General features: G+C 32.2%; 24 protein-coding genes and 1 pseudogene. 23 read left to right on the forward strand and 2 right to left on the reverse strand.

The features are described from left to right. Positions 1 to 61 precede the first annotated feature (61 nt). From RBH29_RS04830 to RBH29_RS04905, 16 genes and pseudogenes are all read left to right on the forward strand, one after another. Positions 62 to 817 carry a hypothetical protein gene (locus RBH29_RS04830; protein WP_306695616.1) on the forward strand — a complete coding sequence of 252 codons (756 nt, stop codon included), beginning with the start codon at positions 62 to 64 and terminating at the stop codon, positions 815 to 817. A gap of 6 nt (positions 818 to 823) precedes the next feature. Beyond that, the gene (locus RBH29_RS04835; RefSeq protein WP_306695618.1) at positions 824 to 970 is read left to right on the forward strand and encodes a hypothetical protein; all 147 of its coding nucleotides are present in this window, start codon (positions 824 to 826) and stop codon (positions 968 to 970) included. A 136-nt stretch (positions 971 to 1,106) separates the two neighbouring features. Next, a complete protein-coding gene (locus RBH29_RS04840) occupies positions 1,107 to 1,643 on the forward strand; it encodes a hypothetical protein (protein ID WP_306695619.1) in 537 nt (178 codons plus the stop codon). A 106-nt stretch (positions 1,644 to 1,749) separates the two neighbouring features. Further along, entirely contained in the window at positions 1,750 to 3,900 is a 2,151-nt protein-coding gene (locus RBH29_RS04845; RefSeq protein ID WP_306695620.1) for a peptidoglycan-binding domain-containing protein, read from the forward strand. A 152-nt stretch (positions 3,901 to 4,052) separates the two neighbouring features. After that, entirely contained in the window at positions 4,053 to 4,811 is a 759-nt protein-coding gene (locus RBH29_RS04850; RefSeq protein ID WP_306695621.1) for a hypothetical protein, read from the forward strand. Between the two features lie 126 nt (positions 4,812 to 4,937). Continuing rightward, positions 4,938 to 5,093 carry a peptidoglycan-binding domain-containing protein gene (locus RBH29_RS04855; protein WP_306695622.1) on the forward strand — a complete coding sequence of 52 codons (156 nt, stop codon included), beginning with the start codon at positions 4,938 to 4,940 and terminating at the stop codon, positions 5,091 to 5,093. 97 nt (positions 5,094 to 5,190) lie between these two features. After that, positions 5,191 to 5,901 (forward strand): hypothetical protein, encoded by a 711-nt coding sequence (locus tag RBH29_RS04860; RefSeq protein WP_306695623.1) that lies wholly within the window; start codon positions 5,191 to 5,193, stop codon positions 5,899 to 5,901. A gap of 92 nt (positions 5,902 to 5,993) precedes the next feature. Next, positions 5,994 to 7,625, forward strand: a complete 1,632-nt coding sequence (locus tag RBH29_RS04865) for a transglutaminase domain-containing protein (RefSeq protein WP_306695624.1) — start codon at positions 5,994 to 5,996, stop codon at positions 7,623 to 7,625. 106 nt (positions 7,626 to 7,731) lie between these two features. Further along, a complete protein-coding gene (locus RBH29_RS04870) occupies positions 7,732 to 9,891 on the forward strand; it encodes a peptidoglycan-binding domain-containing protein (RefSeq protein WP_306695625.1) in 2,160 nt (719 codons plus the stop codon). A 150-nt stretch (positions 9,892 to 10,041) separates the two neighbouring features. Continuing rightward, on the forward strand, positions 10,042 to 10,800 hold the full coding sequence (locus tag RBH29_RS04875; protein ID WP_306695626.1) for a hypothetical protein: 759 nt from the start codon (positions 10,042 to 10,044) through the stop codon (positions 10,798 to 10,800). Between the two features lie 374 nt (positions 10,801 to 11,174). Continuing rightward, the gene (locus tag RBH29_RS04880; RefSeq protein WP_306695627.1) at positions 11,175 to 11,519 is read left to right on the forward strand and encodes a hypothetical protein; all 345 of its coding nucleotides are present in this window, start codon (positions 11,175 to 11,177) and stop codon (positions 11,517 to 11,519) included. Positions 11,520 to 11,609: 90 nt separating this feature from the next. Further along, entirely contained in the window at positions 11,610 to 11,885 is a 276-nt protein-coding gene (locus RBH29_RS04885; RefSeq protein WP_306695628.1) for a hypothetical protein, read from the forward strand. 102 nt (positions 11,886 to 11,987) lie between these two features. Continuing rightward, a complete protein-coding gene (locus tag RBH29_RS04890; protein ID WP_306695709.1) occupies positions 11,988 to 12,797 on the forward strand; it encodes a peptidoglycan-binding domain-containing protein in 810 nt (269 codons plus the stop codon). An 87-nt stretch (positions 12,798 to 12,884) separates the two neighbouring features. Continuing rightward, positions 12,885 to 13,121 (forward strand): annotated as a pseudogene (locus tag RBH29_RS04895) (Uma2 family endonuclease); the annotation flags it as partial. A 187-nt stretch (positions 13,122 to 13,308) separates the two neighbouring features. Continuing rightward, a complete protein-coding gene (locus tag RBH29_RS04900; protein WP_306695629.1) occupies positions 13,309 to 13,887 on the forward strand; it encodes a Uma2 family endonuclease in 579 nt (192 codons plus the stop codon). A gap of 244 nt (positions 13,888 to 14,131) precedes the next feature. Continuing rightward, on the forward strand, positions 14,132 to 15,115 hold the full coding sequence (locus tag RBH29_RS04905) for a transposase (protein ID WP_306695631.1): 984 nt from the start codon (positions 14,132 to 14,134) through the stop codon (positions 15,113 to 15,115). Positions 15,116 to 15,513: 398 nt separating this feature from the next. Here the strand turns inward: RBH29_RS04905 and RBH29_RS04910 are convergent, their stop codons facing one another. Continuing rightward, entirely contained in the window at positions 15,514 to 16,086 is a 573-nt protein-coding gene (locus tag RBH29_RS04910) for a Uma2 family endonuclease (protein ID WP_306695632.1), read from the reverse strand. A 349-nt stretch (positions 16,087 to 16,435) separates the two neighbouring features. On the opposite strand from RBH29_RS04910, the gene RBH29_RS04915 reads away from it, so the two are divergent. The 4 genes from RBH29_RS04915 (at position 16,436) to RBH29_RS04930 (ending at position 19,172) form a co-directional block, all read left to right on the forward strand. Then, positions 16,436 to 16,747: a hypothetical protein gene (locus RBH29_RS04915; protein ID WP_306695633.1), complete on the forward strand. Its 312-nt coding sequence runs from the start codon at positions 16,436 to 16,438 to the stop codon at positions 16,745 to 16,747. 92 nt (positions 16,748 to 16,839) lie between these two features. Further along, positions 16,840 to 17,667 (forward strand): polyamine aminopropyltransferase, encoded by an 828-nt coding sequence (gene speE, locus RBH29_RS04920; RefSeq protein ID WP_306695634.1) that lies wholly within the window; start codon positions 16,840 to 16,842, stop codon positions 17,665 to 17,667. Between the two features lie 51 nt (positions 17,668 to 17,718). Beyond that, positions 17,719 to 18,588, forward strand: coding sequence for an agmatinase (gene speB / locus RBH29_RS04925; RefSeq protein WP_306695635.1), 870 nt, complete (start codon positions 17,719 to 17,721; stop codon positions 18,586 to 18,588). A gap of 2 nt (positions 18,589 to 18,590) precedes the next feature. Next, the gene (locus tag RBH29_RS04930; protein WP_306695636.1) at positions 18,591 to 19,172 is read left to right on the forward strand and encodes a tRNA (mnm(5)s(2)U34)-methyltransferase; all 582 of its coding nucleotides are present in this window, start codon (positions 18,591 to 18,593) and stop codon (positions 19,170 to 19,172) included. Positions 19,173 to 19,257: 85 nt separating this feature from the next. Here the strand turns inward: RBH29_RS04930 and RBH29_RS04935 are convergent, their stop codons facing one another. Next, positions 19,258 to 19,989, reverse strand: a complete 732-nt coding sequence (locus RBH29_RS04935; RefSeq protein ID WP_306695637.1) for a PilZ domain-containing protein — start codon at positions 19,987 to 19,989, stop codon at positions 19,258 to 19,260. Between the two features lie 425 nt (positions 19,990 to 20,414). On the opposite strand from RBH29_RS04935, the gene RBH29_RS04940 reads away from it, so the two are divergent. From RBH29_RS04940 to RBH29_RS04950, 3 genes are all read left to right on the forward strand, one after another. Then, positions 20,415 to 21,965 carry an acyl-CoA carboxylase subunit beta gene (locus RBH29_RS04940; protein ID WP_306695638.1) on the forward strand — a complete coding sequence of 517 codons (1,551 nt, stop codon included), beginning with the start codon at positions 20,415 to 20,417 and terminating at the stop codon, positions 21,963 to 21,965. 68 nt (positions 21,966 to 22,033) lie between these two features. After that, positions 22,034 to 22,402, forward strand: a complete 369-nt coding sequence (locus RBH29_RS04945; protein ID WP_306695639.1) for a biotin/lipoyl-containing protein — start codon at positions 22,034 to 22,036, stop codon at positions 22,400 to 22,402. A 53-nt stretch (positions 22,403 to 22,455) separates the two neighbouring features. Further along, a complete protein-coding gene (locus RBH29_RS04950) occupies positions 22,456 to 23,847 on the forward strand; it encodes an oxaloacetate decarboxylase subunit alpha (protein WP_306695641.1) in 1,392 nt (463 codons plus the stop codon). The last annotated feature ends 40 nt before the right edge of the window (positions 23,848 to 23,887 follow it).

A 23,887-nucleotide genomic window follows, 5' to 3' on the forward strand; every position in this document is an offset into this window, starting at 1 on the left:
GCTATTAATTATAATATTACTTATTTTAAAAATAAGGCAATTAAAGAAGGGACGAAAAGTAATGAAAAAGTTGTTGGTTATTAATCTATTAACTGCTATTTTTTTTATAATTATTTTAAAGATATCCGGGGCTTGTATTGCCGCTTTTAACGATGGTAGTTATGGATGGCCCAAAATATATGGTATTGAGTTTTCTAATATTGAAATATCATGGCAAGTAGTATTAATTACTATTATAGCTTTAATGATTCTATATTTAATAACTCTATTTGTGATGTTATTTACAATAGTTAGATTTAAAAAGTTAGATTTGAAACTGTCAAAAAACCAGCTTATACTAATATTTTTAGGTCTATTCTTAGTAACTGCCTCCGTTACCATAGCAGTTTTTGAAAGAGAAGAAAACGTTATTGTTGGTGGTGTACTAGGAAGTTCCCCCTTACCTGATGATTATAAGTCTATAACTGTTGATGAGTTTAATAAAGGATATGTAATTTTAAAAAAATATAATGAAGAGACAACTAGAATGAAGGCTTCAACAAAAGCAATAGAGGCTATAAATAGAGCAAATAATGATGTGGCTGTCATATTTGTTTCTTACAGAAAAAACATATTACTTCAAACAGAATATAAAATTTCTGGTATTGTAGCTACATTTAATTTAATGGTTGAGAGTAAAGAACAGGTTTATTACATGCAGTATTTTAGACGCCGTATGGATTTTCACCTTTATAATCCATCTCACGGCAAAATATATGAGAAATATAGGTTTAAAGATTATTTTAGGGAGAGAAAAGAACAAGAACAGAACAAATAATTCTTCATGATAATGCAAAAAAATTACATAAACGAATTAGAAGTAGACAATGATGAAAATGATGGCAAATATGAGCATATATTAAAAGCTCTTGAAAAAACTAAAAACTACGTTCAAATAAATGACTTCAAAACATATCGTAGCGATAGCTAAAACCAAAGTAGTAAATTTCGCTACGATAAACAGATGAACTATATTTTCTCAAAATGTGTCTTATTACGCTTACGCTATAAGACAGCTTTTTGAGAAAAATAGTAACCCTTCCACAAACCTGCTATATAGTGAGGTTTTGTTAAAAGAGGGTGAAGAAATAGGTTTAATAGACCCTATCATCCCTATTGAAAGGTATAAAGATTCATTTTACTGGTCAACAAGTGACCCTGATGTAGTGGAAGTAACAGACGGCGTAATTACTGCACAAGAAGAGGGAGTAGCTATTATTTCAGCACAAGCTATGTTTGATCCACTATTTAGATCCAGCCTATTTTGCATAATTCGTGTAATCCCAGAAGAATCAGATGATGCAACAACACAAAATCTTTCAAGACAGAATTTCATTGGATTTACCGATGAAAATGTCGTGCCACATGTTGCAATCAGCAGTAGTGATAATGCAAACAATACAATGGTAACAAATATATCTGATGAATTTGAAGGTAAAATGCACTTTTATGGAGAACCAATAGAAGTAAGAACTGATACTGAGCTAGACTGGATGGAAGTTAGTTTTGAGTTAAGGAATAAGCCAATAATAAAACCCGATTTTGAAACGAGAAATTTTTCAATAGTACAAGGCGGAGGAAGGAAGAATACTGACGTATTTTGACTGACGACAACGAAGTAATATTGGAAAATAACCGATTCAAAAATGGGAATTTATTATTTGTTTATTCCTGTGTCAAGAGCAATTAGATGAAGTAGATATAAACGACATGATAATTTACTGGCTTAATGAAGAAACAGGAGAAATGGTGCCTCAAGCTACAAGAATAGATGAAAGTAGTGGTATAGTCACTGCAACACTTCCAAACACTGATTCTAGCAACACAGTAAGTGCACAAACCCTAGCTTCTAACGGAATGCTAACTGCTCAAAACTGGGGCGTAACACATGAGCAATCTAGAAAAATTGTTGTTTCAAATGTGCAATCTCAAAATAGAGCTGTGAATGTAGCATTTGTTATAGACAGTGAGCATTCTGATCAAGATGCTTTGGATAAATTCGAAACAAATATTACCAGTACATTATTAGGTTTAATGGAAAAAACAAATATAAGAGTTGTTTTTCTTGAAAGTAGAGATGGTGAAAATATAAAAATAGATCAAGTTTCACATTCAAGAACAAGCAACCGCTATGCAAGAGAAGGTCTGAGAACCAGGATAGCACATAATTTTAATAACATAGAACCTGTAAATAAAACACTTGATCCTGATGGTTTACTGGGGCAAATACAAAGTGGCTTGGTAAGTGGAAGTGAAATGCTTGATGAGTATACGGTGCAGGGGGCAGATTATAACGAGTATGCTCTCTTTTATACCAGACACAGCGGTTATTTTTCAGAAACTGAATCAATTTTAGCACAAATGGGGAATACAACAGGTCTTGTAGTTGGGCAAGCAACAAATGAAAGCGTAATAGCATATAATGACAGTAATGTTGAGCCACTGGTTAACTTCTTATTTGAAGGTGGTAATGCAAATGTACCACAAGAGGATATAGGTCAACCTTCATGGTTACTAATACAGGGAGCAGATAATGACCCAGATGATGTTACAATACTTCAAAAATTATTAGTAACACATGGTTATTTAGAAATGCCTGATGGTGTAGACTTTGGTACATTTGGCCCACTAACTAAAGCGGCTGTTGAAGGTTATCAAAGAGATAACAGGAATTTAGAAATTGATGGGATAGTAGGTAAAAATACATGGATGGAACTTGTGTCATGGGATACAGATGATATGCTTTGGGATTATGGAAAAGGACAACCGAACAGAGAAACATGGACATATAGATATACTTTAAACAATCTTTTTTATCATTGGCAAAGTCCAGATGTTGAGTTGACTTCACCTACTGTTGAAACTAGATTAAAACCAGGAGAAAAGTTAGAAATAATAGGATCTGGGAGAGACTGTCATCACATTGCCCTATTTATTAATGGAGAGTGGGTTAAAACTGCATACGATAATACTCCCCTTGATACATATATCCTTATGGATTATGATATTGACGCCCATGGTATATATGATATACAGTTAAAGGGAAGAAGTGTGCCAAATGGAGACGATGATACAACACTTGCATCAACAGAAATAGTTGAAGCTATTGTTCCTATAAATTTTGCAAAGCAAGATGATGATGCACCAATAAGAGTTACTCAAGTAGGTACAACAATATATTTTCATGTAGATGTTGGTTTTGATGATAGATCAGAGTGGGCTGGTTTAAATTATAAAGATTTGGCTATTGAAGGATTTAAACTATGGGAAGGAAATGTAGAGTATGATGGCTTTGACTATGAAATTAAGATAAACCTAAATGAACTTTCTGACGATGAAGTAACGGACATGGTAATGAAAGGCGGCCGTGGAGGTGAGCACTTGCAAGGTGGTATCTATATGTATGACTATGATATGGTATACACATTAATAAGTAGAAGATTTGAATGTCTCCAAAGTGCAAGGTATGAAAACATAAGTATTGATGATTGGAATGTGAATTCTCCATCAAGTATATATTTAGGTGTAGAAGATGAACCTACTGCTAATATGTTTAGAAATACAGCTGCACATGAATTTGGTCATGCACTTGGTTTACAAGATGCATATATACACTTTTTAAATAAAATAAGAGCAAATGATAATAAAATACCTGAGGATGTTCATATCAATGGAGTGGAATATAATGACATTATGTGGGGTAATGATAGAATAGGAGTTTCTGTTGTGACTGATTTAAATAGAAAGATGGTTTTAGATGCTTTTGTTGAAAATCGACATCAAGGTTATATAGATGAATTTGTTGAGGATGAAGGATCAAGACGAACTTTTGATGTACATAAAAACAGGCATATACCATAGAGAGTAAAACATGAAACTTTAAGTATCAGGTAGAGAAAAATCTCTACCTGATACTAGATTATAAAGACTCAAATATTAGTTAGTGAGTACTATTAAGTAAAATATAATTACTTGATTTAAAAATAAGCAATTAATGAAGGGACCGAAAAACTATGAAGAAGTTGTTGGTTATTAATCTATTATCTGCTATTTTTTTTATAATTATTTTAAAGATATCTGGACCTTGTCTTGTCGCTTTTTTCGATGGTAATTACGGATGGCCTAAAATATATGGTATTGAATTTTCTAATATTGAAATATCATGGCAAGTATTATTAATTATTATGATAGCTTTAATAATTCTATATTTAATAACTATATTTATGATGTTATTTACAATAATTAAATTTAAGAAATTGTCTTTGAAACTATCAAAAAATCAGCTTATATTAATATTTTTAGGTCTTTTTTTAGTACTTGCATCAGTTACTATAACGATTTTTGAAAGAGAGAAAGTTGTGCAAGTTGGTTTTGTTATAGGACAACCACCTTCACCTGATGATTATAAGTCTATATCTGTTGATGAGTTTAATAAAGGGTATGTGATTTTAGAAAAACTTAATGAAGAGACTACTAAAATGAAAGCTTCATCAAAGGCAATAGAGGCTATAAATAGAGTAAATAGTGAGGAACGCCCTATGTATGTTTCTTACAGAAAAAACATACTACTTCAAACAAAATATAAGATATCTGGAATTTTAGTTATTACCAATATGGATATTAAAGAAAGGGTTTATTATATGCAATATTTTAGACGTCGTATGGATTTTGATCGTTTAAATCTATCGCACGGAAAAATATTTGATAAATATGATCTGGAATATCGTAAAAAAAGATATTTGGAGAGAAAAGAAAAAGAGCAGAATAAATAATTCTCTATAGATGAAAGCGTAATAGCATATAATGACAGTAATGTTGAGCCACTGGTTAACTTCTTATTTGAAGGTGGTAATGCAAATGTACCACAAGAGGATATAGGTCAACCTTCATGGTTACTAATGCAGGGAGCAGATAATGACCCAGATGATGTTACAATACTTCAAAAATTATTAGTAACACATGGTTATTTAGAAATGCCTGATGGTGTAGACTTTGGTACATTTGGCTCACTAACTAAAGAGACTATTAAAGGATGGTGTACAATTTTAAAATAGGCATATACCATAAAAATAACTAAATATTAAATTAAACATCAGGTAGAGCAGGGTTTTACCTGATGTTTAATTTATAAAACTAAAGATGGAGGGAAGTATGAAAAAATTAGCATTTGTTAATTTAATATTTGCTGTATTATTTGCAATTATATTAAGACTTTCTGCTTTTTGCTTTGTCTCGTATTACCTTCATGGGTCAAGAACTACCGAAATGAAAATGTATGGCATTCAGATTGGTGATTTTTCAGTATCCTGGAGAGTAGTTCTAGTAATTATAATACTTTTATTTATAGCTTACTTAGTATTCTTATTTAAGCTGTTAATAACTTCAGTTAAACTAAAGCACTTATCACTTAAATTATCAAAAAATCAAGTGATATTAATAAGTATAAGTTTAGTTGTAGTAATTGGTTCAGTTATTATAGCAGCTTGTGAGAGAGAAGAGTATGGAAGTGTAAAAATTAATCCAGACACATCAATAGATTCACCACAACCCCCACTTCAACCTTATTACCATTCTATATCAGTTGATATGCATAATAAAGGTTATATAATACTAACAAATAAAGATGGGAAAATTAGAATGAGAGCATCATCAAAAGCTATAGATGCTATAAATAAAATACTTAAATCTGAAGACATTATAGAAATAGACATTACTTATAGAAACAACCTCTTATTTTCAAACAAATATAGAATTTCTGGAATTAGAAATGCTAGAGGTGACGGTGCTGTTTTTTATGTATCACATTTAAAACGCCACGATGATTTTTCCCCATTGAGTCATGTCTACCGGCTTAGCAGCTAGAAGAAGAGACTATAAAGAGTAGAATAATAAGATGATAAAAGATAACAGATTAGCAGTTGACGGAATAGTAGGCAAAAATACATGGATGTCTCTTGTTTCAAGGTCTTGAAAAAGGACAGCCAAACAGAACTACATGGACATATAGATATACTTTGCAAAATTGTTACTATTTTAATGATAGATCAAGTGTCCAATTGACTTCACCTTTAAATGGAATTCCATTTTTGATTCAAAGTGTATCACCTAAAGAAGAAATAAATAACGGAATTATTAAAATATCATTTGAATTTAGCTATTTTGATGATTACAGTGCTGTAGCATACTCTAAAAATGACTTAGAATCAATGATTAAAAAAAATCTTAACAATAGAGTGGAAGATATTAAAATTGTATATAAAGATATTATTTCCATTGATGAAGTAAAGGAAATATTGAGTTCAATACGGAGTGAAGATACTTATTTAAATGCGGCAATAAAAGGTAGAACTCCTAGGATTAAAAAATCATATGGAATTTCAGGAATTAATATAGAGGTTGATTATTGCACAACAAAGGAACAGGAAAATTATGTTGATGAAACAGTTGATTTTATAGTATCAAAGCTTGTAAATGATGATATGAGTGACCACGAAAAGCAAAAGCTCATACATGACTATATTTTAAACTTTGTAAATTATTCACATACTAATGATTATAACGATCCTTACAGTGCTCTTTATCATGGAGAAACAAAATGTAACGGTTATGCAATGCTAACGTATAAAATGCTTACCGCAGCAGGAATAGAAAACATTATAGTTACAAATGAAATTCTTAACGAAATAGAAAACACAATAGATATAGCTGGAGACCATGCATGGAATGTAGTAAATATAGAAGACAATTGGTATCACATGGACACTACATGGAATAATGAAGACAAAAAAGGCTATGGCTTTTATGGATACTATAATTTAACTGATGCTCAACTTATTCAAGGTCCTGATGGACTTGAGGGTAGGAATTATGCTGGTATAGATGGAATATCATGCACAACAAATTATATAGATGAGCTAGAAGCGGCCAATGATGAAAATGATGGCAAATATGAGCATATATTAAGAGCTCTTGAAAAAACTAAAAACTACGTTCAAATAAATAATGACTTTAAAACATATCCATCAATGAACCTATTATATAATGAGGTTTTATTAAAAGAAGGAGAAGAATTAGGTTTGGTAGACCCTATAATACCACTTGAAATATATAAAGATTCTTTCCACTGGTCAACAAGTGACTCTGATGTAGTGGAAGTAACTGATGGTGTAATTACTGCACAGGAAGAGGGTGTAGCAATTGTTTCAGCACAAGCTATGTTTGATCCACTATTTAGATCCAGCCTATTTTGCATAGTTCGTGTAATCCCAGAAGAATCAGATGATGCAACAACACAAAATCTTTCAAGACAGAATTTCATTGGATTTACTGATGAAAATGTCGTGCCACATGTTGCAATCAGCAGTAGTGATAATGTAAACAATACAATGGTAACAAATATATCTGATGAACTTGAAGGTAAAATGCACTTTTATGGAGAACCAATAGAAGTAAGAACTGATACTGAGCTAGACTGGATGGAAGTTAGTTTTGAGTTAAGGAATAAGCCAATAATAAAACCCGATTTTGAAACGAGAAATTTTTCAATAGTACAAGGCGGAGGAAGGAAGAATACTGACGTATTTTGACTGACGACAACGAAGTAATATTGGAAAATAACCGATTCAAAAATGGGAATTTATTATTTGTTTATTCCTGTGTCAAGAGCAATTAGATGAAGTAGATATAAACGACATGATAATTTACTTGCTTAATGAAGAAACAGGTGAAATGGTACCTCAAGCTACAAGAATAGATGAAAGTAGTGGTATAGTCACTGCAACACTTCCAAACACTGATTCTAGCAACACAGTAAGTGCACAAACCCTAGCTTCTAACGGAATGCTAACTGCTCAAAACTGGGGCGTAACACATGAGCAATCTAGAAAAATTGTTGTTTCAAATGTGCAATCTCAAAATAGAGCTGTGAACGTAGCATTTGTTATAGACAGTGAGCATTCTGATCAAGATGCTTTGGATACATTCGAAACAAATATTACCAGTACGTTATTAGGTTTAATGGGAAAAACAAATATAAGAGTTGTTTTTCTTGAAAGTAGAGATGGTGAAAATATAAAAATAGATCAAGTTTCACATTCAAGAACAAACAACCGCTATGCAAGAGAAGGTCTGAGAACCAGGATAGCACATAATTTTAATAACATAGAACCTGTAAATAAAACACTTGATCCTGATGGTTTACTGGGGCAAATACAAAGTGGCTTGGTAAGTGGAAGTGAAATGCTTGATGAGTATACGGTGCAGGGGGCAGATTATAACGAGTATGCTCTCTTTTATACCAGACACAGCGGTTATTTTTCAGATGCTAATTCAATCATTACAGAATTGGGAAATACAACAGGTCTTGTAGTTGGACAAGCAACAGATGAAAGCGTAATAGCATATAATGACAGTGATGTTGAGCCACTGGTTAACTTCTTATTTGAAGGTGGCAATGCAGATGTGCCACAAGAGGATATAGGTAAACCTTCATGGTTACTAATGCAGGGAGCAGATAATGACCCCGATGATGTTACAATACTTCAAAAGCTATTAGTAACACATGGTTATTTAGAATTTTCTTATGGTAAAGATTTTGGTACATTTGATTCATCTACCAAAAAAGCTGTTGAAGGTTATCAAAGAGATAACAGGAATTTAGAAATTGATGGTATAGTAGGTAAAAATACATGGATGGAACTTGTGTCATGGGATACAGATGATATGCTTTGGGATTATGAAAAAGGACAACCTAACAGAGAAACATGGACATATAGATATACTTTAAACAATCTTTTTTATCATGGGCAAAGTCCAGATGTTGAGTTGACTTCACCTACTGTTGAAACTAGATTAAAACCAGGAGAAAAATTAGAAATAATAGGATCTGGGAGAGACTGTCATCACATTGCCCTATTTATTAATGGGGAGTGGGTAAAAACTGAATTTGATAATACAGAACTTTATACATCCATCCATTTAGATCATGATATTGACGCTCATGGTATATATGATATACAGTTAAAGGGAAGAAGTGTGCCAAATGGAGACGATGATACAACACTTGCATCAACAGAAATAGTTGAAGCTATTGTTCCTATTAATTTTGCAAAGCAAGATGATGATGCACTAATAAGAGTTACTCAAGTAGGTACAACAATATATTTTCATGTAGATGTTGGTTTTGATGATAGATCAGAGTGGCATGGACAAACATCTTTGAATTATAAAGATTTGGCTATTGAAGGATTTAAACTATGGGAAGGAAATGTAGAGTATGATGGCTTCGACTATCAAATCAAGATAAACCTAAACGAACTTTCTGACGATGAAGTAACGGACATGGTAATGGAAGGTGGCCGCGGAGGTGAGTTCTTGTATGGTAGAATCTATATGTATGACTATGATATGATATACACATTCATACATTCAAACGCTTTACTTATAGACAGTGTAAGATATGAACACATAGGTATTGATAATTGGAATGTAAATTCTTCATCAAGTATATATTTAGGTGTAGAAGATGAACCTACTGCTAATATGTTTAGAAATACAGCTGCACATGAATTTGGCCATGCTCTTGGTTTAGAAGATGCATATATACACTTTACTGAAAAGATTAAAAAAAATGATAATATATTACCTGATTCTGTCTCTATCAATGGAGTAGAACATAACGACATTATGTGGGGGTATGATAGAGCAGATACTTGTGTAATTACTGATCTAAATAGAAAGATGGTTTTGGATGCTTTTGTCGAAAATCAGATTCAAGGCTATAGGGATGAATTTGTTAAGGATGAATACTATGGACTAAACAGGTATGTACACAAAAACAGGCACATACCATAAAATATAAAGTTTCAGTATCAGGTAGAGAAAAATCTCTATCTGATACTAGCTTATAAAGACTCAAACATTAGTTAGTTAGTGAGTGAGCACTATTAAGTAGAATATAATTACTTTATTAAAAATAAGCAATTAACGAAGGAGCAAAAAACTATGAAAAAGTTGTTGGTTATTAATTTATTAAGTGCTATTTTAATTGTAATTATTTTAAAGATATCTGGGGCTTGTATTGCCGCTTTTACTGATGGTAGTTATGGATGGCCTAAAATATATGGCTTTGAGTTTTCTAGTATTGAAATATCATGGCAAGTAGTGTTACTAATTATTATAGCATTAATAATTATTTATTTAATAACTCTATTTGTAATGTTATCTAAAATAGTTAAATTTAAGAGGCTATCTTTAAAGCTGTCAAAAAATCAGATTATATTAATATTTTTAGGTCTATTTTTAGTACTTGCCTCCGTTACTATAACAGTTTTTGAAAGAGAAAAAGACGTTGTTGTCCGCCATGTGATAGGACGTTATGGTATACCTAATGATGAGTATATGTCTATAACTGTTGACGAGCATAATAAAGGGTATGTAATTTTAAAAAGATTTAATGGAGAGACAACTAAAATGAAAGCTTCACCAAAAGCGATAGAGGCTATAAATAGAGTAAATAGTGAGTCAAGGGTCACACTTGTTTCTTACAGAAAAAATATATTACTTCAAACAGAATATAAGATTTCTGGAATTGTAGCTACTCATCATAAACCAATAGTTGAAAGCAAAGAACAGGTTTTTTACATTCAGTATTTTAGACGTAGTATGGATTTTGGTCTTTTAAATCCGTCTCATGGAAAAATATATGATAAGTACTTTATGAAAAATTATTTGGAGAGAAAAGAAAAAGAACAGAATAAATAATTCTCTATAGATGAAAGCGTAATAGCATATAATGACAGTAGTGTTGAGCCACTGGTTAACTTCTTATTTGAAGGTGGTAATGCAAATGTACCACAAGAGGATATAGGTAAACCTTCATGGTTGCTAATGCAGAGAGCAGATAATGACCCAGATGATGTTACAATACTTCAGAAATTATTAGTAACACATGGTTAAAATGCCTGATGGTGTAGACTTTGGTACATTTGGCTCACTAACTAAAGAGACTATTAAAGGATGGTGTACAATTTAAAAATAGGCATATACCATAAAAATAACTAAATATTAAATCAAACATCAGGTATAGCAGGGTTTTACCTGATGTTTAATTTATAAAACTAAAGATGGAGGAAAGTATGAAAAATTTAGCATTTATAAATTTAATATTTGCTGTTTTATTTGCAATTATGTTAAGACTTTCGGCTTTTTGCTTTTTTTCACATTACCTTCATGGGTCAAGAACTACCGAAATGAAAATGTATGGCATTCAGATTGGTGATTTTTCAGTATCCTGGAGAGTAGTGCTTGTGATTATAATAATATTACTTATAGCTTATTTAGTATGCTTATTTAAGCTATTAATAACTTCAGTTAAGCTAAAGCACTTAGCACTTAAATTATCCCAAAATCAAATGTTATTAGTAATTTTAAGTTTAGTTATCGTAATTAGTTCAGCTATTATAGCAACTTGTGAGAGGTAAGAGTATGGAAGTGTAAAAATTAATCCAGACACATCAATAGATTCACCACAACCCCCACTTCAACCTTATTACCATTCTATATCAGTTGATATGCATAATAAAGGTTGTATAATACTAACAAATAAAGATGGGAAAATTAGAATGAGAGCATCATCAAAAGCTATAGATGCTATAAATAAAATACTTAAATCTGAAGACATTATAGAAATAGACATTACTTATAGAAACAACCTCTTATTTTCAAACAAATATAGAATTTCTGGAATTAGAAATGCTAGAGGTGACGGTGCTGTTTTTTATGTATCACATTTAAAACGCCACGATGATTTTTCCCCACTGAGTCATGTCTACCAAATTAGCAGCTAGAAGAACAGACTACAAAGAGTAGAATAATAAGATGATACAACAACACAAAATCTCCTAATACAGGGCTTTCAGTGTTTTACTGGATTTACTGTTCAAAATTGTATTGCACTACTCCAAAAGCTATTGATAACACATGGTTATTTAAAAATGCCTGATGGTGTAGATTTTGGTACATTTGGCCCGCTAACTAAAGAGGCTGTTGAAAATTACCAAAGAGATAACAGGAATTTAGAAGTTGATGGGATAGTAGGTAAAAATACATGGATGGAACTTGTGTCATGGGATACAGATGATATGCTTTGGGATTATGGAAAAGAACAACCTAACAGAGAAACATGGACTTATAGATATACTTTAAACAATCTTTTTTATTATTGTCAAACTCCAAAGGTTGAGTTGACTTCACCTACTGTTGAAACTAGATTAAAACTAGGAGAAAAATTAGAAATAACAGGATTTAGGAGAGACTGTCATCACATTGCCCTATTTAATACATCCATCCATTTAGATCATGATATTGACGCTCATGGTATATATGATATACAGTTAAAGGGAAGAAGTGTGCCAAATGGAGACGATGATACAACACTTGGAGAGGCAACTAAAATGAAAGCTTCACCAAAGGCAATAGAGGCTGTGAATAGAGTAAATAGTGAGTCAAGGCTCACACTTGTTTCTTACAGAAAAAACATATTATTTCAAACAGAATATAAGATTTCTGGAATTGTAGCTACTTATCATAAACCAATCGTTGAAAGTAAAGAACAGTTTTATTACATTCAGTATTTTAGGTGTCGTATGAATCATTCAGCTTTTAATCCATTTAACCACAAAATACGTGATAAATACTTTATGAAAAATTATTTGGAGAGAAAATTTTCATGCATAAACCGTGATTTAATTTTATTATAACTACTAGCTAATAATCATTTATGTTATAATACTTATATTAAGGAATTTACTCTATTTCTTTTGTTTTAGGTTGGAGTACCATACCTTGTAGTTGAAGTACTCTCACCTTCTACTGCTTCAAAGGACTATACAGTGAAAATGAATCTATACATGCGTTTTGGGGTAAAGGAGTATTGGATTGTTTCTCCAAAAAATAGGGAAATACAGGTTTTTTGGTTGCAAGATGGGATGTACGGTGAGCCGATGAATTATAGAGTAGGGAGTGTTTTGAAATCAGCATTATTTACAGATTTTGCTTTGAATATTGATAGTTTTTTTGAATAAAATTCTCAATTAAGTAGATATAAATAACCTGATAATTTATTCTTTTGATGAAAAAACTGGTGAAATGGTACAATGTGTTATGAAATACACAAATCTCTTAAAAACATTTATTGATAAAATATGTTTTTAAAATTAAAATATTATTGGCTTATTAGAATTGGTATAATTGAAAGAGGAGTGATTATCTATGCCATTACCGAACCCAGAACAAAAATATTCATATGCAGATTACTTGACTTGGCCCGAGAATGAACATTGGGAACTTTTTGATGGTGTACCTTGTATGCAAGCTGCTCCATCTTGGCAGCATCAAGCAATTTCTGGTGAATTATATAGGCAGTTTGCAAACTATTTACAGGGAAAAGGATGTCAGGCGTTTGCTTCCCCTTTTGATTTAAGATTACCTAATGGAGAAGAGTTAGATGAAGAAACCACCAACGTGTTTCAGCCTGATATAGTAGTCATTTGCGATAAAAACAAATTAAAAGGAACAGGTTACTTCGGAACCCCTACCCTCATTATTGAAATTTCTTCTGCTTCTACATCAAGAGTAGATCGGGTTATAAAATTTAATAAATATGAAAAAGCTGGTGTGAAAGAATATTGGATTGTTGATCCAGAAGGTAAATACGTGAACATATTTACCCTTCAGAAAGATGGCCGCTATGGAAGACCAGAAGCCTACACTGACATAAATAAAGTACAGATTTCTGTTTTTCCTGACCTCACAATTGACTTATCACAAGTTTTTGCTCCTATTAAATAAGCATGGTAACATCGAGGCTTCAGGTGGAGACTCAACTCCACCTGAAGATTTTTGAAATGTGAAATAATAATACATAACCTAATTAAAAATATGGAAAAAACATTATGGAGTAATTTGTAGAACTCGTTAAGTTAATACGATGAGAAAAGTGAGGGGGCATTTAATTTATGTAAAGAATAAAAACATACCATTTCATCTTATACTGGCATTGGCGATTACAGCAAAGATGAAAATAAAAACCAGCTTGACCGACGTTCCATTTGCCATCACAAATGCAGAGACATTATCAGAAATCGGTTGGAATATATGGGATAATGAGAGAGGCTTGAATGAAGGCCTTATGAGCGAGGGAACTATTCGTAGCTTTGTAAAAAAGTATACTGTTGATGAACTAATAACTGCTTACAATGCTTACATTCAGGATGAAGTGTTTGTTAAGAAAGGTATTGTGCCTGATATACATGTTCTTGACTGTACAAAACTTGAAGTAGAATTAAGCAATAGTAACTATGAAGGTTCAGAAGTAATAAAAGATGATGGCGAATACAAAAGAGGGTATAAGCTGTCTTCATTGCGTGGAATTACTGGAGATACTGGCATTCTTGAAGAAATAAGATTTGGGAATATCCAACAACACGACCTAGAACTAAGCAAGAAAATGGTATTAGAAAGCAAAATGCTTAAACCTGGAGATATATTGATTAATGACCGTGGTTTTATTTCCAGAGAGTTTATGAATCAGTTAAAACGGGAACGGGAGATTGACTCCTATATCCCTCTTAAGAGCAACATGGAAGCATTTGAGCAGGCAGTATCAATAGCAAACGCAGAAAATAACTGGAAGGCTCATCCAAACAAGAAGCGAAAGAACCAAAAAATTGCCTTTGTAGGATCACTGGGTAGTTACTGGAGGAGTGCTGAACCTGAAAATGATGTAGCAATCATAGGCTGCGTAGTTTATGACACTGAAAAAGATGAATACCATGTATTCGTAACTACTGATACAACAAAAACGGCAAGGCAGATTATTATGACATACGAACTAAGACCTGAAATAGAAGAGGATTATCGTCAGATAAAGGATTTTTGGAAAATAGAGGACTTCAAAAGTACAAAGCAGAACTTTATTGCATTTCACATTGTGATGGTACTGATAGGCTATTTATTTTTTCAGCTTTACAAAGGCATGGAAGAAGGTGAGAAATGCACAGGAAAAGCTTACCAGTAGCAATAAAGAAGTATGTAGAGGAAGACTCTAAGTCCGTAATCATATATTCAGGACAGTACTTTGGCATTTTTGGCTTCCTAGAGTTTATTCAGTTGTATTCAAAGTGAAACAGTGCCTAAATCCGATTCTGGCTAAAGTATAACATGAAAAAGGGAGTGATTTTCATATTACGAATTGAAGAATCTCAAAAAATCCCTTAAAAAATGTTTGCGTAAATGGTAAAATTATTAACCAAAGGCTACTTAATGGAACGAAGTCTTTATAAACACTGAAATACACCAACACGTTATGGTAGAATAGTGCATGAAAAAATAAAGCTTCCCATAAAAATATGTATACCTAAGCAAGAATCTACGTTTTACTATACTCTAAGCCTGTACCCCCTTGAATAGTAAGAATTATACCATATCAAAGACTGGTTTTAAATCAATTTCAAGGTCTGGAAAGATTGATACTCTAATTTTGTCTTCCTCTGAATATATTTCAGGTCTACCATAACTGTTATTTTCCTGTAAAATAAATACACTTATAAGTTTTTGGTCAGGTTCCACAATCCAATATTCTTTTACACCAGCTTTTTCGTACTTATTAAATTTTATAAGCTTGTCGTTTTTACCTGATGTCGGAGATAGTATCTCAATAATCATGGTAGGTGAGCCGTTACAACCTCTTTCATCAAGTTTAGAGCTGTTGCAGACAATAGTTATATCAGGCTCTACCACGTTCGTTACATCATTATCATTCTTTTCAACATCCAATCTCACACAAAATGGTGCAGCAAACACACGGCATGTTTTACCCTTTAGATAGGTATGAAACTGCGTAGATAATTCCATTGATATTTCCTGGTGTATTCTTGATGGTGCAGCTTGCATATATGGTACACCGTCAAGTATCTCCCATCTTTCGTTCTCATCCCAAGTCAAGTAATCAGAATATGAGTATTTTTTTTCTGGTTTTGGTAATGGCATTGAAAAACACTCCTTCTATTCATAAATTTTTATGTTCCCAATTCAGAGGGGAAACAAAAGCTAAAAATTCTCATAGCATCATCAATCATATTTTGATTTTTTCCAAATTTGAAAGTACAAATTTAAATTTTATAATATACATTACGCATTGTTTAATGAAATTATATCATACGTTAAGTTGTGTAAACAATACTAATATCTATTATGGGTGTATAAAAGTATTGACAATATATATATATAATTAATTATGTAATGAATAGAAGATTCTATTGTAGTTTTTTTATCAGCTGATATAATTATTTTAAGAAAGTACATATGATGTAAAAAATTAAATTAAAAGGAGGAAAGCATGATTAGAATAACTTTGTGGTTGCTGTTTTCGTGTTCAGTATTATTTATTATTGTAGGATGTAATAATACATCTGCGGGTTTAGAAAAATTAGAAGATTTAGGTATTATAAAATCATATTATATCTTTAAAAAGTATTTCATATGTATTCTTATTAGATATAATTGCTTCTGTTCCACTTACTGTGCTTGCAATGAAAAAACTCAAATTCTCAAAAAGAGTATTGGATTGTTTCTCCAAAAAACAGGTGAAATGGTACAATGTATTATGAAATACACGAATCTCTTAAAAACATTTATTGACAAAATATAATTTTAAGATTAAAATATTAGTGGCTGATTAATACAGTGTGTTTTAAAACACACTATTATAGTTGGGTTAATTCATCACAAGGAGTGATTTAGATGGAGCTTTGGTATACAGAATATCAAACAAAAGATGTAGGAATAACATGCAAAATTAAAAAAACACATCACACTGAAAAAACAAAGTATCAGGATGTTGCACTTATTGAAACCAATCAATTTGGTAAAATGCTTGTTTTAGATGGAACTGTTCAAACTACAATAGAAGATGAATTTGTTTATCATGAAATGATATCACATATTCCATTATCTACACATAAAAACCCTAAAAAAGTTCTTGTAATTGGAGGGGGAGACGGTGGAGCAATCCGTGAAATTATTAAGCACCCTTCAATTGAAAAAGCTGTGCTTTGTGAGATAGATGGACGCGTTATAGAAATTGCAAAACAACACCTGCCTGAAATAAGCTGTGCACTTTCTGATAAAAGGGTAGAGGTGATTGTTGCTGATGGAATAAAATATGTAAATGAACACAAAAATGAGTTTGATGTAATAATGGTTGACTCAACTGATCCTGTTGGACCTGCTATTGATCTTTTTTCACTTGACTTTTACAAAGCTATATATGAGTCTTTAAAAGAGGATGGAATATTTGTTGCTCAAACAGAGTCACCTTTTTTTCATAAACAACTTATTAAAAATGTCTATAACGATGTAAATTCAATATTTCCAATAATCAAACTTTATACATGTGCAATACCTACTTACCCAAGTGGTTATTGGAGTTTTACAATGGGATCTAAAAAATATAATCCTCTAGAAACTGATTTAGACAGCATCCCTGAATTGGACACAAAATATTACTGTCCCCAAATACACAAATCAGTTTTTGCTCTGCCAAAATTTGTGGCAGATATTATAAAATAGATAAAGAAATTCTTATTCTTAAAAATATATGTTTGTTTAAGGAGCAGTATTATGAGTTTAAAAGATGGAAAAAGCACTATTCCTTTAGGGTTTATGGGAAGTTCCAAAAACTACATAGAATCTTCAATAGTTTTAGTTGGTGTTCCAATGGATTCTACATGCAGCTTTAGGCCAGGTACACGATTTGGCCCTCAAAAAATAAGAGAAATATCAATTGGCATTGAAGAATACAGTATATACATGGATAAATCTTTAGAAAATGTGTCCTTTTATGACTCTGGAAACTTAGACCTTCCCTTTGGAGATGTAGAAAAAAGCCTTAAAATAATAGAAGATGCAGCAAAAGAGATTGTAAATGACGGTAAATTTCCACTTTTTATTGGTGGAGAACACCTTATAAGTGTACCTGTTATAAAAAAAGTTTATGAAAAGTATGGGGATGAATTAGTATTACTTCATTTTGATGCTCATGCTGATTTGAGAGTTGACTATTTAGGATGTCAAGAGTCTCACGCATCTGCCATGAGGCGTGTAATTGATTTCATGCCTTCTAAAAATATATACCAATTTGGAATAAGGTCAGGTACAAAAGAAGAATTTCAATTTGCAAATGAAAACACCAATATGTTTACTTTAGAAGTATATGAACCATTAAAAACTGTAATTAATAAAATTAAAAATAAACCTATATATGTAACTCTTGATATAGATGTTTTAGACCCAGCCTATGCAAATGGAACAGGTACACCAGAACCTGGAGGCATAAGTTCAAATGAACTTATAAAGTCTGTGAATATACTAAAAGACTTAGACATTGTGGGGTTTGATATTGTGGAGGTTTCTCCTCATTATGATTTGTCAGACAGAACAGCTCTTTTAGCTGCTAAAATAATAAGAGATATAATACTTATGGAGAGATAATTATGCAAACAATTAAAAATTCTTTAGGACAGTCACACCAGTATATCAAAACTTTTGTAAAAGAAGGGGACACTGTAGTTGATGCTACATGTGGTAATGGCAACGATACCATATTTTTAGCACAGCTTGTAGGGAAAGCAGGAAAAGTTTTTGCTTTTGATATACAGGACAGGGCACTTACAAAAACAAATAAAAAACTACATGATTTGAAAATAGAAAATAGAGTTTCACTTATTAAAGATGGTCATGAAAACATGGATTTTCATGTAGACAAAAATATAAAGGCAGTAATGTTTAATTTAGGCTATCTGCCTGGTGGTAACCATAATATATCCACTAAAGCAGATACAACCATTTGTGCTTTAAAAAAAGCTATGGATCTTTTGGTCACTGGCGGAATAATTACTTTGGTTATTTATTATGGAAAGGACAGTGGTTTTGATGAAAAAGAAAAAATTTTGACTTTTTTAGAATGCATCAATCAAAAAAAGTTTATAGTCATGAAAACAGACTTTATAAATCAATCAAACTGTCCACCTATACTTGTTTGCATTGAAAAACTAAGAAATACATTAGAAATATAACGCCCTATCCTCAAGGACAATATCCCGATGACTTAAGGAGATTTTGGACAATGAGAATGGGATGTTATTAGCCATTACTGACCTTTTAAAAGGCTTCTCCTGTAAAAAAGAAAAAGACAACAAAAAATATGAAAATTATAGATATGGTGTAGATAGAATATTTTAACATGTTGAAGATTCTCCATTCGTGTGCAATGTGATTTTTTTCTTCTTCAAGAAAATTAATTAGTTCACTTAATAGAGCATTACTTTCTTTGTCAATTTCTAATATTTCTATACCATATGTTAACTCACTGCTACCAACACTTTCTTTACGAACTGTTTTTCCAATAAAATTAATGGCTACGCCTGTGGATACAAATATATCAATACTAACAATAGAATTGTCATCAATTAAGGCATCTGTAAAAAGCATGCCACCTCCAAAACTAATATCTGACAAAATAGCTATATGTTCATCTTTTCCACAATTTATTTTACATGGATAATTTAAATTAAACCTTTCAAATCGACGTTGATTATAGTAATTCATCATTTTATCTATCTGAACGGTTACAGCTTGCTTTCGGATAGAAATCACTTTTTTTGTAATGCTAGCAGAAAATAAAGTCTCATTATCGTCAGAAAATGACTTTATGAGTACTTTTTTGCCCTCTTTTAAGTAGTTTTTAAAATAACGGGCAGAAAGAAATATCTCGGCGATATTTTTCTCCAAGTTTACATAAGTTATTATTCCATGAATCCAAGTACTGTCATTATCAATTGAAACTTTACAAAAGGTTATGCCTCTGCTTTGCTCGGGTCTGATTTTTTTCAAATAAATCACCCTTTATAAATTTATTCACTAATATTTTGGCTAAATTAAAAAGGTAGTATAAATAAGCATTTCACTATATGTATCGGAAAGATTTTTATCTTTTATAATAAAAAAAAATTTTTATTTTAAAATTTACCTTAAATCATCTTGCATGTAATCCCATATAGTATTATAATTCATGATAGGATATTTTTATTATAGTAATGGCTAAGAAATAATATCCCATTTTTAACGTACAAAACTCGTTAAATTATCGAGATTTTGTTCTTGAGAATAGGGCGTTATTTCTAAGGCATTCCTTATTATATAACAGTGATAATAACAATTAAAATGACAAGTTATTCCACTGGAATGGTAGCATAATTAAATGTATATAATGTTAATTTTAAATTATAAATAAAAAAGAACATGAGGTGGAACATAAGATGGATAATGAAGGCAGAACGGCGCTTTTTTATGAAAAAAAAGCCAAGGTTAATCAAGGGGGAGGAGAAGCCAAAGTAAAAAAGCAACACGAAGCTGGCAAGCAAACCGCTAGAGAAAGAATAAATGCTTTGTTTGATGAAAATAGTTTTGTTGAAGTAAATGCATTTGTTGAAACAAGAAGCATTGATTTTGATATGCAAAAAAAGAAAGTATCTGGCGATGGTGTAGTGACAGGATACGGCTCGATAAATGGAAGACTTGTCTTTGTTTCTTCTCAGGACTTCACTATAATTGGTGGGTCATTAGGAGAGATGCACGCTCAAAAAATCACCAAAGTTATGGACATGGCAATTAAAACAGGTGCACCCTTTATAAGTATTAATGATTCAGGTGGTGCAAGAATTGAAGAAGGCATCGATGCCTTAAAGGGGTTTGGAGAAATATTTTCAAGAAACACTCACGCCTCAGGAGTAATTCCTCAAATTTCTGTAATAATGGGACCTTGTGCAGGAGGGGCAGTTTATTCTCCAGCTATTACCGACTTTGTGTTTATGGTTGAAGATACAAGTCAAATGTTTATAACAGGTCCTCAGGTAATTAAAGCAGTTACAGGTGAAGATGTAACTTTTAACGAATTAGGTGGTGCAGATGCTCACAATTCCCAAAGTGGTGTTGCACACTTTATGAGTAAAAATGAAGATGAGTGTATAGAAGAAATTAAAAAATTAGTAAGTTATCTTCCAGAAAACAATTTATCAGACGTGCCCCACCAACAAACCAGTGATGACATAAACAGAGTTCCTGATAATCTTACTGACATAATTCCTGATGGCTCTAATAAACCCTATGATGCACTGGAAATAATTACTTCTGTAGTTGATGAAAAAGATTTTTTTGAAGTACAAAAGCACTTTGCAAAAAATATTATTGTCGGCTTTGGTAGAATGAATGGTAAAACAGTTGGTATAGTAGCAAATCAACCAAAGATTTCGGCAGGAGTTTTAGATGTCGATTCATCAGATAAAGGTGCAAGGTTTGTACGTTTTTGTGATTCATTTAACATACCAATAGTTAGTTTTACAGATGTTCCTGGGTATTTACCAGGTGTTGGTCAGGAACACAGTGGTATCATTAGACATGGTGCAAAATTGCTGTATGCTTTTGCAGAAGCTACTGTACCAAAGATAAACGTAATTGTTAGAAAAGCTTATGGTGGTGCTTATATTGCAATGAACAGCAAACACCTAGGTGCAGATATGGTTTTTGCATGGCCTACTGCTGAAATAGCTGTAATGGGTCCTGATGGAGCTGCAAATATAATTTTCAGAAAAGAAATAGGAAAAGCAGATGATCCAGTTAGCACTAGAAGCAAATTAATTGATGAATATAAGGATAAATTTTCAAATCCATATATTGCAGCTGCAAGAGGTTATGTAGATGATGTCATTGAACCTGCTTCAACAAGAATCCGTTTAATAAGTGCACTTGAAATGCTTGCAGGCAAAAGGGAAAACAGACCATCGAAAAAACATGGAAATGTACCTTTATAGTTGTTTTAAAGTATAATCAATTTTAAAGGTTAAAATATATTTACACGAGTTTTTTAAGGAGGATAAACATGAAAAAGTTTTTAATAAAGGTTAATGGTAACCAGTATGAAGTTGAAGTTGAAGAAGTAAAAGACGGTGCTTCTTCTGAACCAGCAGTAACATTAAATGACTCGGCTCCAGCTCCAAAGGTAGATGCTCCAAAGAAGAGTGCTGGTGGTGCAGGTTCAGTTAAGGTTAATGCTCCAATGCCAGGCACTATTCTTTCTGTTAAAGTTAATCCTGGAGATTCTATTAAAAAAGGACAGGTGCTTATGGTGCTAGAAGCTATGAAAATGGAAAATGAAATTCAATCTCCACAAGATGGTACAGTTGCCTCTGTAGATGTATCTGATGGTGCCTCCGTCAATTCAGGAGATGTGTTGCTTACCCTAAATTAATTATGTTTTTGTTTTGTAAATAAGGGGTAAGAATAAATAAGGAGGTAAAAAAAATGGCTAAAATAACTGAAACTATTTTAAGGGATGCTCATCAATCACTAATTGCCACGCGTATGAAAGTTGATGAAATGTCTCCCATATTAGAAAAACTTGATGATATAGGATATCATTCATTAGAAGCTTGGGGAGGAGCAACATTTGATTCCTGCTTAAGGTTTTTAAATGAAGATCCTTGGGAAAGAATAAGGACAATTAGAAAACACGTAAAAAAAACAAAGCTTCAAATGCTTTTAAGAGGTCAAAACCTTTTAGGATATAAGCATTATGCAGATGATGTTGTACAGTATTTTGTTCAAAAGGCAGTTGCAAATGGAATTGATATAGTAAGAATTTTTGATGCATTAAATGATGTGAGAAATATTGAAACTGCCATTAAAGCCTGCAAAAAAGAAGGTGGGCATGCTCAGGGTACAGTATGTTATACAACAAGCCCTGTTCACAGTTTGAAACTTTTTGTAAAAGACGCAAAAGCACTTGTGAATATGGGTGCAGATTCTATATGCATAAAAGATATGGCAGGTTTGATGGTTCCCTATGCAGCCTATGAGCTTGTGAAAGCCTTAAAGGAAAGTATAAAGGTTCCTATACAGATTCATACTCACTCCACAAGTGGAGTTGCATCAATGACATATTTAAAGGCAATAGAAGCAGGGTGTGATGTAGTAGATTGTGCAATATCACCTTTTGCACTTGGTACATCCCAACCACCAACTGAATCACTTGTGGCAACATTAAAAGATTCAAAGCATGATACAGGATTTGATTTAAATAAACTAAATGAAATTGCAGAATACTTTAAGCCTTTAAGAGAGAAATACTTGGAAAATGGACTTTTAGACGCAAAAGTAATGGGTGTAGATGTGAACACTTTAATATATCAGGTTCCTGGTGGAATGCTTTCAAACCTTGTATCCCAACTTAAGCAGTCTAATGCTCTTGACAAATATGATGAGGTTTTAAAAGAAATACCAAAGGTACGAAAAGACTTTGGTTATCCTCCTCTTGTGACACCTACCAGTCAGATAGTAGGTACACAGGCTGTATTAAATGTAGTAATGGGTGAAAGATACAAAATGGTTCCAAAAGAATCAAAGGCACTTGTAAAAGGTGAATATGGTAAGACACCGGCACCTATAGATGCTGAGTTTAGAAAAAAGATTTTAAAGGGTGAAAAACCTATTACTTCTCGACCTGCAGATCATATAAAACCTGAGCTTAAAAAGATAAAAAGTGAAATGAAAGAGTATTTAGAACAGGATGAAGATATTTTGTCATATGCACTATTTCCTCCTGTTGCAAAAAAATATTTTGAATATAGAAAAGCTCAAAAATATAATATTGATCCTGATATGGTTGACTATGAAAATAAGGTACATCCTATTTAAAAAAATTGCAAAGAACACCTCGGAGCTATGCTTTGAGGTG

Source organism: Herbivorax alkaliphila, assembly GCF_030848475.1.
Lineage (GTDB): Bacteria > Bacillota > Clostridia > Acetivibrionales > Acetivibrionaceae > Herbivorax.